Here is an 11,476-nt window from a genome sequence, read left to right as displayed (position 1 = left end):
TTCTTGATCTAAGTGGGTGCTAGCCATAAAGTATCAAACTAATATAATAAGAATTTAGATGTGAACGAGGTCGATTTGTCACATTTCCAGCAAACTATCTCCGCTTTGATTGAGCGAGTACAAAATGCCCAAGCAAGCGAAGTTCGTTGTGTTGAAGTTCTCACGCAAAAACCATCGTTTGCATTTATCGAATGGCTTCATGCTCAACCGCTTTTTCCTAAGTTCTACTGGCAGTCACGCGACACTCGTGAAGAGGTGGTTGCGCTTGGCCAGTTACACACATTTTCAGATCCAGCACCCGCGTATGCGATTCTTGGTGAAGACCAGCGAATCTGGGGTGGACGTTCATTTGACGGCCACACTGAAAAGAATCGCCGTTGCATGGAGTCTTTCTTCTTTCTTCCTCAGATAGAATTGATCCGCTTTGACGACACTTGGTCGCTGGCCGTTAACTTATCACCTGATCGCGTTGCGTCGATTAATGCTCTGAATAGGCTGTCTGTTGATGCTGCGATATTGGCTCCCTTGTCTGCGCATATTGAACAGATTAACCACGTTCCAGAAAGAGAACAGTGGGGTGGTTTGGTAGAGAAGGTACTCCAAGGCATCAGTGACGAAGAATATAAGAAAGTGGTTTTGGCGCGTAAAACGACGCTAAAGCTTGACGCGCCTATTTGTGCCGCTCAACTCCTTAAAGCGAGTTATCTGCAAAATCATCACAGCTTCCACTTTATGCTGGTACTGGATTCGAAACACAGCTTTATTGGCTCGACGCCTGAGCGCCTATATAGCCGACATGGCACTGAGCTCGATACGGAAGCACTGGCTGGGACCATTGGTCGTGGTGAAAACGCGACTGAGGATATGGAGCTAGCCAATTGGCTTTCTCAAGACACTAAAAACCTCAATGAGAACCAATATGTGGTCGACGATATCATTGAGCGTCTAACGCCTCATTCACAATCCGTACACGTAGAGAAAGAAGCGCGTCTGGTTCGTCTGCGTAAGGTGCAGCACCTAAAACGCAATATTCACGCGCAGCTTAATAACGGCGTTAATGGCGTTCAGTTGCTTGCCGCTTTACAACCTACAGCAGCAGTAGCAGGACTACCGCGTAAAGAAGCAATGGACTTCATTCTTGAACACGAACCGTTTGCTAGAGGCTGGTATGCCGGCTCTGTCGGTTACATCAGTCATCAACGAGCGGAATTCTGTGTGGCGATTCGAAGTGCATTGATTGTAAACGATCAAGTACAGCTATTTGCAGGTGCGGGGATCGTGCCTGGATCGGTAGCTGAACATGAGTGGCAAGAACTGAATAAGAAGATGTCGACCTTGCTTAGCCTAATCTCTGATCACCCACCATTGGGTGTGGCATCATGAGTCACGACCAAGCTGTATTAAACAGAGTTTGGTGTAACACATTACTTGAAGAGCTTGTCCGCAGCGGTGTTGAACATGTTTGCATCGCTCCAGGCTCTCGTTCAACACCATTAACACTCGAAGCCGAAGCTAACTCTAAGCTAACCTTACACACGCATTTTGATGAGCGTGGGCTTGGCTTCCTGGCTTTAGGCTTAGCTAAAGCGAGCAACAAGCCAGTTGCGGTGATTGTTACGTCTGGAACTGCCGTAGCTAACCTTCTACCAGCGACCGCTGAATCTGGATTAACGCGAGAAAAGCTAATCTTGCTTACCTCTGATCGACCGATTGATTTAGTCGACTGTGGTGCTAACCAAGCTATTCAGCAGCAGGGTATCTTTTCGTCTCACGTTGAAACGGCACTAAACCTTCCAAGCCCAACGACACAAGTTTCTTTGAATTGGCTTTTGACGTCGGTTGATAACGCACTGGCGAAACAGCGCAGCGTCGGTGGGGCTATTCATATCAACTGTCCGTTCCCAGAACCGCTTTATTCCGCTAATAGCGCCGAGATGTATGCGTATTATACAAAGAGCGTGGCAGCTTGGAGAGCTTCAACCAGCCTTTACTCCAACACTTATTTACCGAGCCATTTAAACGCTCAGCCTGTTTCAGCAAGTGATTATGTCGCTCGTAAAGGCGCAGTGATTATTGGTTCTATCAAGAATGAAGCTGCAATTAAAGCCAAGCAGTTTGCGACAGCTTTGGGCTGGCCAGTTTTCTGTGACCCTCAATCGGGTGTCAGCAGTGACTGGAAACACTATGATCTGTGGATGCAAAGTGACGCAGCCAAAGCACAGCTTAGCCAGTGTGACTTTATTATCCAGTTTGGTGAGCGCATCGTTTCTAAGCGTCTTAACCAATGGGTAAAAGGGCAAGCTGCTACATTTTGTTCATCGCAGTACATCGTTGTTTCACCAGATGCGCATCGTATTAATCAAGATCATCTGCCTCAAACTCACATCGTCGCTGATATCGAATATTGGTTATCAGAGCAGCATCTACCAACGCTGTTGGGAGAACATGCTGGTTGGGCGGCACCTTTGGCGGAAGTCGCGAACACAGTTCAACAATTGGCATTGGCACAAATCTCTAATAATGATCAACTTACAGAGTTGAGCGTCGCCGTTGACTTGTCGTCTAGACTTAAAGGCAGAGAGTTATTTGTGGGAAATAGCTTGATGGTAAGGCTGGTGGATATGTTGTCATCAATATCTGCGACTCAAGTTTATAGCAACCGTGGTGCGTCGGGCATTGATGGCTTGGTGGCAACGGCTGCGGGCGTGATAAAAGCGAACCAGAATCCTTTGATGATGCTGATTGGTGACACCTCTTTGTTGTATGACCTCAATTCGCTGGCGCTACTCACTCATAATACAACGCCAATGGTTATTGTGGTCACCAATAACGATGGCGGGGCAATCTTTGATTTGTTGCCGGTTCCTGAGCAACAAAAACAATCTCTATATCAGATGCCTCATGGTTTCAGCTTTGAACATGCTGCTGCGCAATTCCAGCTTGGTTATGCGGCACCAGAAACCTTGAATTGCTATCAAACGCTCATCGAACAACATTTCGAACAAGGTCAGGGTACTTTGCTCGTAGAAGTTAAGACGCCTCCCGAACAAGCGTCTACTTTGCTGAAGCAATTCAGCTCAATGCTCACCGAGGCATTAGCCTAAGGACTTTACATGCTCTACTCCAATTACTACCCAGCTGCACAAGTACCTTCTGACAAACCTTTGCTTGTTTTTTTACATGGTTTACTCGGAAGCGGGGATGATTGGAGTGCATGCCACCCCTTCCTCGAAGATTTTCCTCGTCTTTGCATAGATTTGCCCGGACACGGACAAAGCCGCTTTATCGACCCAGTAGGCTTTGATCATTGCTGTACCAAGATAGTTCAGTGCATCACTTATCAATTGGCAGCGAACGATCTTCCTGCCGATTATCCTATAGTGGTGATTGGGTATTCTATGGGGGGAAGACTTGCAATGTATGGGGTGACAAGCCCTTGCTTTGAAACTCTTAACCTAGAGAAAGTCATCATCGAAGGTGGCAACTTTGGCTTGGAGTGTGATGAAGAAAGAGCACAAAGGTTAGTACATGATACGCAATGGGCCGTTCGCTTCGCGCAGCAGTCGATTGAAGATGTTTTAGACGATTGGTATCAACAAAGCGTCTTTTCTTCACTAAATCATGAGCAAAGACAAACTTTGGTCATAAAGCGTAGTGGTAACCTTGGAGTATCCGTAGCAAATATGTTGTTATCTACTTCGTTAGCTAAGCAACCGGATTTACGTGCCACATTAAAATCTCATGAGCATCAATTGCATTATGTGTGTGGTGAAAAAGATCGTAAATTCATGGAGCTAGCTGAGAATAGTGGCTTTGAATATAGTCAGGTTGATTACGCTGGTCATAATGTTCATTTTGAACAACCAGAAATGTTTTCAAACTTGATTATCCAATGTATCGCTAGTCGTTGATGAACTGACTGAGCGAGTCTCTCGTATCAAGCGCTATAGAAAGCAGAGCAACACCGTCGCGACTCTACGCTAGTCGCGCTCTCTAATAGAACAATGGGAATCACCATGGCTAAAACAGTAGGCATCACAGAAGAAGAACTTTACGCAGCCGTTAACTGGCGCGATGAAAGCAGTCAATATGAAGATATTCAATACCACAAGTCTGATGACGGTATTGCGAAAATCACGATTGCTCGCCCTCAAGTGCACAATGCGTTTCGTCCACAAACCGTAAAAGAGATGATCAATGCACTGGCCGATGCTCGTTACGACGAGAAAGTTGGCGTAATCATTCTAACGGGTCTTGGTGAGAAGGCGTTCTGTTCTGGTGGTGACCAAAGTATTCGTGGTGACTACGGCGGCTACAAAGATGATTCAGGTACTCACCACCTGAACGTGCTTGATTTCCAACGCCAAATCCGTACTTGTCCTAAGCCAGTAATCGCAGCGGTATCTGGCTGGGCTGTAGGTGGTGGTCACGTGCTTCATATGATGGCTGACCTTACTATTGCAGCAGACAACGCTCAATTTGGTCAGACTGGCCCTAAAGTGGGTTCGTTCGACGGCGGTTGGGGCGCTTCTTACATGGCTCGTATCGTTGGTCAGAAGAAAGCGCGTGAAATCTGGTTCCTGTGCCGTTTCTACGATGCTCAAGAAGCATTGGATATGGGCTTGGTGAACACGGTTGTGCCTGTCGCTGATCTAGAAAAAGAAACCGTTCGTTGGTGTCGTGAAGTTCTGCAACACAGCCCAATGGCGCTACGTTGTTTAAAAGCAGCGTTGAATGCTGACTGTGATGGCCAAGCAGGTCTGCAAGAGCTAGCAGGCAATGCAACCATGATGTTCTACATGACAGAGGAAGGCCAAGAAGGCCGCAATGCGTTTAACGAGAAACGTCGACCTGATTTCGACAAATTCCCGCGTAACCCATAGTTTTATCCTCTTCAGAATGAGTCGCTAAATAGCGGCTCGTTTTGTTTTAATGCTCCCGTTTTTTAGGAAACCTTATGAATTCAATGAATTCCCAGCGTCACGCTAAACTGTATCGTTATCAATTACCTATGGATAGTGGCGTGGTGCTGCGTGATAATAAGTTGAACGAACGTGTTGGCTACATTATCCATCTTGAGTGTGATGGTAAGTCTGGTTTTGGCGAAGTCGCACCTTTACCGGGCTTTAGCCAAGAAGATGCCGATCAAGCCGGTATTCAATTGCAAAACGAGCTAGAGCTTTGGAGTCATAACAAACCTAACACCCCATTCGATGAGCTTTATCCGTCAGTGGCGTTTGGTTTTTCGATGGCGTTGATGGAGCTTCGAGGCGATCTCAATGCGGAAGGCAACTACCAAGCTGCGCCTCTATGTACCGGTGATCCAGATGAACTGATCCCAGTGCTTAATGAGATGGAAGGTGAGAAGGTCGCTAAAGTCAAAGTTGGCCTTTACGAAGCGATCCGTGATGGCATGCTAGTTAGCTTATTCCTAGAGTCGATTCCTGATTTAACGCTAAGACTTGATGCTAACCGAGCGTGGAAGCCTGAAAAAGCGAAGCAGTTCATTAAATACATTTCGCCGTCACTTCGTCAGCGCATTAGCTTTATTGAAGAGCCTTGCCAAAAGCCAGAAGATAGCTTGGCCTTTGCCATCGACCATGGCGTAGCAATTGCTTGGGACGAAACACTGCAAGAGGCGGTGCGCAATCCTGAGTTTGATTTAAGTGATTTAACTGGCGTTAAGGCTGTGGTAATTAAACCAACCTTAATCGGCTCGGTAGAGCGTTGTGTGGCAATTATTGAGCGTGCACAGCAACTTGGTATTAAGCCTGTTCTAAGCTCAAGTATTGAGTCGAGCCTTGGCTTAACTCAGATTGCGCGATTGGCACAGCAGTACTTGCCTAATGAAGTGCCGGGGCTTGATACGATTGGTTTGTATCAACAACAGCTTGAAGTGCCATGGCCAGGTTGCCAACTTCCTGTTGCGATGCTTGAACAGCAGCAACTAATTTGGTCTTCATAGTCTGATTGTTCGGTTGGCTTAATCAGTTTTCAATCTTTAACTTGGTTATCTTATGATGCGCCCACAATCTAATCATCACCCGCTCTGGGTACAGTGGGCGCAGCAGAACCCACATCAAACAGCATTCGTTACTCCCAACTGCGCTTATACTTGGCTGCAAGTTGTGGCGTTAGTGAGTGATTACCAACAACAGTTATCAGAACAAGGCCTCTCGGAAGGCGATGTGTTGACCATTGTTGGTAAGAACCAAGCCGAAGTACTCCCAGTTTATCTAGCGGCACTGAACCTAGGCGTGCTTTGCGCGTTCACTATGCCTCAGCCATCACTTCGCTTAGTACAAAAGCTTGAATCGCTTTATAAGCCGTCGGCTAGACGTTATTTATGGTTGCTAGAGAGCAGTGGTTTAAATCAATCAAACCTTGCTGAACCAAACGCTCAGTTACTTACATTGCCTTGTTTGAGTGATTTGAATGTTGATAAAAAACTGAATGTTGATGACAAACTAGCAGCAACGTCAGAACTTTCCTGTTTCAGTCTTCAAAACCTCGCGAGTATCGTATTTACTTCAGGTTCTACCGGAAACCCTAAAGCGGTGGCTCACACACTTGAGCAGCACCTATATTCAGCTTCCGGATTACTGGACGCCTTCCAATTTAAAGGCAGTGATACGTGGCTACTGAGTTTACCTATGTACCATGTGTCGGGGCTGGCGATTGTTCATCGTTGGCTCGTTGCTGGTGGCTGTATAAAAATGGGTATTGGTCAGCTTGAATCCGATATCAAGGGCTGTAGCCATGCTTCGTTGGTTGCTACTCAGCTACATAGGTTATTAAAGAGTAAGCAAGCACTTACTTTAACTCATGTGCTGTTAGGTGGGAGCCATATTCCAGAAGCGCTTGGCCTTGAAGCTCAGCAAATGGGGATTGAGACTTGGCTTGGTTATGGCATGACGGAAGCGGCCTCAACGGTGACAGCAAAGCTTGTTGATGCGAGCAGCACTGCCGGTTTTGTACTGAGTCATCGTCAATTGAAAATTGAAAACCAACGTATCTATATTGGAGGCAATACCCTCGCTTCTGGTTACTACTATCAAGGTATTTTAACCCCACTAGTGGATGAGAATGGCTGGTTTGATAGTAAAGATCTTGGTCAATGGGATGGCGAGCAAGTGTCGATTATTGGCAGAGCCGATAATCAGTTTATTTCTGGTGGTGAGAATATTCACTGTGAAGAAATTGAGAGGGCACTTAGTCAACTTCCTGAGGTTGAGCAAGCCTTTATCATACCCGTTGAAGACAGTGAATTTGGCTTTAGACCCGTTGCGATTATTGATTGTGATGAAATGCCAACCAAAGTGTGGTTTGCCGAACAGCTACAAGGTAGCCTAGAGCGATTTAAGTTGCCTATCGACTACTACCGCATGCCAGAGCAAGAACAACTAGGCATCAAGGTATCGAGAGCGGGATTGGCGCAGTGGTTACAAGAGGTTCGTTCTAAATAAAACGAAGCGCAATACACGGTGACTAGTCGTAATTGCGCTTCAGGGGGTTGTGATGGTGGTGAAGCCATCACAAATTCTTACTATCTTATCTTGTCATCAAAGGTATCGTGTTAAGCGAGAGCCTTCTTCATTTGTTCTGCGACCTTATCCACTTTTCCTAAGCCAATGATAACTTGCAGTCCACCTTTACCCACCGGAACCACACCTGCTGCTCCTAGTTTCTTCAGTTTGTCACTGTCGGCGATTGAAGAGTCTTTTACCGTTAGGCGTAGGCGAGTGATGCAGTTATCAACTTCAAGGATGTTGTCCGCACCGCCAATCGCTTCAATGTAGTTGTTAGTTAGGTTCACGAGTGCTTCAGGAGATGCAGTCTCGCCTTCAGCTTCCATCTCTTCACCACGACCTGGAGTACGTAGGTTGAATTTGATGATAGCGAAGCGGAAGATGCAGTAGTACAGCGCGAAGAACACAACACCTTGCACCAATAGCATGTACCAGTTCACTGCTAGTGGGTTTTGGCTAGACAGTACCAGGTCAACAAATCCTGCTGAGAATCCGAAGCCTGCCATCCACTCCATGCTTGCCGCAATGTAAAGTGATAGACCTGTTAGCACAGCGTGCAGTAGGAACAGTACCGGAGCAAGGAACATGAAGCTGAACTCTAGCGGCTCTGTGATACCTGTGAAGAATGAAGCCATAGCCGCAGCAAGCATGATAGCGAATACTTGGTTCTTATTTTTCGTATCAGAGCAGTGGTACATCGCCAATGCTGCTGCCGGTAGACCAAACATCATGATTGGGAAGAAGCCCGCTTGGTACATACCCGTTTTACCAGGGATACCAGTGCCGTTAGCAATAGATTGCGCGCCGCCCAAGAAGTTTGGAATGTCGTTAATACCAACAACGTCGAACCAGAACACTGGGTAAAGTGCGTGGTGCATACCTACGGATAGGAACAAGCGGTTGAAGAAACCAAATAGACCCGCACCGACTGCGCCCATGCTCTCTAGCTTGATGCCTAGCACGATAAGTGCGTCGTAAACTGCAGGCCAGATGTAGAGAAGAGCAAATGAAAGCGCCATACCTGCAACCGAAGTCAGGATAGGAACTAAGCGTTTACCGCTGAAGAATGCGAGAGCCTGAGGCAGCTCAACGGTCGAGTAGCGGTTGTAGATCTCAGCTGAGATGATACCCACGATGATACCGACAAACTGGTTACTGATTTTTCCAAAAGCCGCTGGCACTTCACTTGCCTCAACATTAAGCAACTGTGCGACTGAGCCTGGGTTTAGCAACGTGGTGACGACAAGGAACATCACGAAACCAGATAGCGCCGCGGAGCCATTTTTGTCTCGGCTTAAGCCAAATGCGACACCGACAGCAAAGAGAACTGCCATGTTATCAATGATTGCACCGCCAGATTTGATCAAGAATGCGGCCAAAATACTTTCTGAACCCCATCCAACAGGATCCAACCAGTAGCCAATACCCATGAGGATTGCGGCAGCTGGCAGTGTGGCTACGGGAACCATCAATGCCTTACCTACTTTTTGCATATACCCAAGTATATTCATACGTGCCCCTAAATTTTTAAATTAATTTTTTTAATGTTTCTGCTCACCACTATTTGCAACCAAATATTGATCAATGCAGTATTTTAAGTAACTGCGGCTATTAGAAACTTATTTCTTAATGCAAACAAACGAAACGGGTAGTACTATGAATTAAAATTTTTAATGCATGAGTGCTTATGGCAAACCATCAGTCTTTACTTAGAAATCTTCATACCTTTAATGTCGCAGCAGAGAAAATGAGCTTTACGCTGGCTGCTAAAAAGCTTCATTTAACACAAGGAGCGGTGAGTCATCGTATTAAGGTGTTAGAAGGTGAGCTTGGCTTTAACTTGTTTGTGCGAGGCACACGTAAGCTTGAGTTGACCGAAGAAGGTCAGCGCTTTCAACGGACTTTGTCAAAGTCGTTAAGCTCGATTTTTGGTGAGATTGAAGACATTACCAACACCGATCTCTATGGGCAGATCAATATCGGTACTAGCCCAGCGTTTGCTAACAGCTGGTTGTTGCCTAGGCTCGCAGACTTTAAAAAAAGATACCCTAAATTTAATCTCAATATCTTTTCGCAAGAAGAACAGGACTTTCACCAAAACCATCTTGATATAGCCATCTATTACGGTGCGGAAGATCTTAAAGATATGCACCGACAACGCCTTTTTGGTGAAAAGTACATTCCGGTTTGTACGCCGAGTTATGCCGCAGAGCACAAGATCTTTGATGATGGTTTGGATTCGCTTCATAGGATTAATTTTATTCATGCGTTAGGCTCCGACGTTTGGCAGCGCTGGATTAAGCACAACAACTTGGATGTAAATCTGTTCGAGCAGTTTTATTGTGTGAGTCACCGAGATATGGGCGTTAAGAGTGCTTTGTTCAATATTGGCGTTGCGATGGGGCGCTATCACTTTGTGAAGCAATACATTGAGACGGGGGAGCTTATTACGCCTTACCCAAGCATGGAGACAGATAAAGGGTATGATCTTATCTGCCCGCTCGGTACCGAAAAGCGGCCTAAAGTTAGGACATTTATCAAGTGGTTAGAAGGGCAATTGAACTAGGTTAGTTAATTTAGCAATTAGATAGTTCAAAACAGAATTTATTATCTTTATAACCATCCATCATAATAAGCCATATAAATAACGGATTATAGAATAAGGTCTTATTATGAAAATTGCCCTCATCATTGCAGTATTACTGCAGATAGGCCAAGCCATCACATCGTCAGGGCTGACGCGTTCGCTAGCTGAACTTACTGCATTTGTGTTAGTTGTGGTATTGGTTTTGATGAAAAGAGAGAGCAAGAAGAGTGATAAGCCCCTGTTTGAATAGCGATTTGGTTAAAAGGTTTCAAAAACGATAAAGGCAAAGCCCATATGAGCTTTGCCTTTTTGTTTCTTGTTTCGATATTCGAGCTTCGTAATTTTGTTAGAGATTTAACTCCGTAGGGTTTATGCGAGGGTCAACCAAGCTAACGAACCTGTAGAGATCATCACCCACATCGTAATACCAAACATCAATGGCTTTGGTCCCGCCGCTTTCAGTTTCTCTACAGAGATCCCGCAGCCAATCAAGAATAGACACACAACTAATGCACGCTTAGACACGTCAAAGATGCCTTGGTATACCACTTCAAACTGTGGCAATAAGTCGCTGACTGCGATAGCTGCGCAGTAGAAGAAAATGAAGTAAGGCACGGTAATCTTCTTTTGATCACTCTTGAAGATCATTGCGCTGACCAACGCGATTGGGATGATCCACAGTGCACGAGCGAGCTTAAGTGTTGTCGCGGTTGTCAGTGCTTCTTCACCATATGCAGATGCGGCACCAACAACTGAAGAAGTATCGTGAATCGCGATGGCTGCCCAGGTACCGAACGTTTGTTGGCTCAATTCAAGTGCATGTCCAATCATCGGGAATAAGAACAGTGCTACAGAGTTCAATACAAAGACGGTAGCCAATGCTAAACCAATCTGTTCGTCTTCTGCTTTGATTGCTGGAGCGACCGCAGCAATCGCACTACCACCACAAATTGCAGTACCAGAAGAAATCAGGTAACCAGTAGTACGGTCCAGTCCCATACGTTTTGCTAAGAACCAGCCAATAACCAATGTGCCGATGATAGTGGTAATGATCAAACCAATACCGTCACCAGTCACCGCTAGTGCTTTCTCAAACTGAATGCCAAAGCCCAAGCCGACAATTGAGTAGGCCAGCAGTTTTTTAGTGATTTTGCCAACCTCTACGTTTTCAGGTACCAAGCCTAAGCTTGCAAGTAGAAAACCGACAACCAGCGCGGTAGGTGAGCTTACCCATGGGGTTAAGCAAAATAGAGCAGCGAGATAAAATGGAATGGATTTATTCATTTTCATTATATTGTTTTTATCGTTTCTGGTTATGGCAGCGTAGCGAAGACTATACGCTTAACTTGATGATAAGTAA

10 protein-coding genes are annotated in these 11,476 nt (G+C 45.7%); 8 read left to right on the top strand and 2 right to left on the bottom strand.

All coding sequences use genetic code 11. The annotated features are described in order from the left end of the window. Nucleotides 1-75: 75 nt before the first annotated feature. The 6 genes from BCT81_RS08445 to menE all read left to right on the top strand — a co-directional run bounded on the left by BCT81_RS08445 (nt 76) and on the right by menE (nt 7,466). Nucleotides 76-1,383, top strand: a complete 1,308-nt coding sequence (locus BCT81_RS08445; RefSeq protein ID WP_102423835.1) for an isochorismate synthase MenF — start codon at nt 76-78, stop codon at nt 1,381-1,383. Continuing rightward, on the top strand, nt 1,380-3,104 hold the full coding sequence (gene menD / locus BCT81_RS08440; RefSeq protein WP_102423834.1) for a 2-succinyl-5-enolpyruvyl-6-hydroxy-3-cyclohexene-1-carboxylic-acid synthase: 1,725 nt from the start codon (nt 1,380-1,382) through the stop codon (nt 3,102-3,104). The genes BCT81_RS08445 and menD overlap by 4 nt, the downstream gene beginning before the upstream one ends. A 9-nt stretch (nt 3,105-3,113) precedes the next feature. Then, the gene (gene menH, locus BCT81_RS08435; protein ID WP_102423833.1) at nt 3,114-3,911 is read left to right on the top strand and encodes a 2-succinyl-6-hydroxy-2,4-cyclohexadiene-1-carboxylate synthase; all 798 of its coding nucleotides are present in this window, start codon (nt 3,114-3,116) and stop codon (nt 3,909-3,911) included. Between the two features lie 105 nt (nt 3,912-4,016). Then, nucleotides 4,017-4,883, top strand: a complete 867-nt coding sequence (menB, locus tag BCT81_RS08430) for a 1,4-dihydroxy-2-naphthoyl-CoA synthase (protein WP_102423832.1) — start codon at nt 4,017-4,019, stop codon at nt 4,881-4,883. Nucleotides 4,884-4,957: 74 nt separating this feature from the next. Then, a complete protein-coding gene (gene menC / locus BCT81_RS08425) occupies nt 4,958-5,965 on the top strand; it encodes an o-succinylbenzoate synthase (protein ID WP_102423831.1) in 1,008 nt (335 codons plus the stop codon). A gap of 52 nt (nt 5,966-6,017) precedes the next feature. Continuing rightward, the gene (gene menE / locus BCT81_RS08420; RefSeq protein WP_102423830.1) at nt 6,018-7,466 is read left to right on the top strand and encodes an o-succinylbenzoate--CoA ligase; all 1,449 of its coding nucleotides are present in this window, start codon (nt 6,018-6,020) and stop codon (nt 7,464-7,466) included. A 110-nt stretch (nt 7,467-7,576) separates the two neighbouring features. On the opposite strand, the gene nagE is transcribed toward menE, so the two are convergent. Beyond that, nucleotides 7,577-9,022, bottom strand: coding sequence for an N-acetylglucosamine-specific PTS transporter subunit IIBC (gene nagE / locus BCT81_RS08415; protein WP_198596860.1), 1,446 nt, complete (start codon nt 9,020-9,022; stop codon nt 7,577-7,579). 194 nt (nt 9,023-9,216) lie between these two features. Between nagE and BCT81_RS08410 the strand changes: the two genes are divergently transcribed. Beyond that, entirely contained in the window at nt 9,217-10,095 is an 879-nt protein-coding gene (locus BCT81_RS08410) for a LysR substrate-binding domain-containing protein (RefSeq protein WP_102423828.1), read from the top strand. Nucleotides 10,096-10,201: 106 nt separating this feature from the next. Continuing rightward, a complete protein-coding gene (locus BCT81_RS29280; protein ID WP_008220662.1) occupies nt 10,202-10,366 on the top strand; it encodes a hypothetical protein in 165 nt (54 codons plus the stop codon). Nucleotides 10,367-10,485: 119 nt separating this feature from the next. Here BCT81_RS29280 and BCT81_RS08405 read toward each other — a convergent pair whose 3' ends face one another. Continuing rightward, nucleotides 10,486-11,406, bottom strand: a complete 921-nt coding sequence (locus BCT81_RS08405) for a putative sulfate exporter family transporter (RefSeq protein ID WP_004739943.1) — start codon at nt 11,404-11,406, stop codon at nt 10,486-10,488. Between the last annotated feature and the right edge of the window lie 70 nt (nt 11,407-11,476).

Source organism: Vibrio sp. 10N.261.52.A1 (assembly GCF_002876325.1).
Taxonomy (GTDB): Bacteria; Pseudomonadota; Gammaproteobacteria; order Enterobacterales; family Vibrionaceae; genus Vibrio; species Vibrio chagasii.
Note: the sequence above shows the minus strand (reverse complement) of the source record. Positions and strands in the feature narration are given on the sequence as shown.

Excerpts from the sequence above, each read along its gene's own strand:
- menD (WP_102423834.1), top strand. The coding sequence starts at position 1,380 with ATGAGTCACGACCAAGCTGTATTAAACAGAGTTTGGTGTAACACATTA.
- menH (WP_102423833.1), top strand. The coding sequence starts at position 3,114 with ATGCTCTACTCCAATTACTACCCAGCTGCACAAGTACCTTCTGACAAA.
- menB (WP_102423832.1), top strand. The coding sequence starts at position 4,017 with ATGGCTAAAACAGTAGGCATCACAGAAGAAGAACTTTACGCAGCCGTT.
- menC (WP_102423831.1), top strand. The coding sequence starts at position 4,958 with ATGAATTCAATGAATTCCCAGCGTCACGCTAAACTGTATCGTTATCAA.
- menE (WP_102423830.1), top strand. The coding sequence starts at position 6,018 with ATGATGCGCCCACAATCTAATCATCACCCGCTCTGGGTACAGTGGGCG.
- nagE (WP_198596860.1), bottom strand. The coding sequence starts at position 9,022 with ATGCAAAAAGTAGGTAAGGCATTGATGGTTCCCGTAGCCACACTGCCA.
- BCT81_RS08410 (WP_102423828.1), top strand. The coding sequence starts at position 9,217 with ATGGCAAACCATCAGTCTTTACTTAGAAATCTTCATACCTTTAATGTC.
- BCT81_RS29280 (WP_008220662.1), top strand. The coding sequence starts at position 10,202 with ATGAAAATTGCCCTCATCATTGCAGTATTACTGCAGATAGGCCAAGCC.
- BCT81_RS08405 (WP_004739943.1), bottom strand. The coding sequence starts at position 11,406 with ATGAAAATGAATAAATCCATTCCATTTTATCTCGCTGCTCTATTTTGC.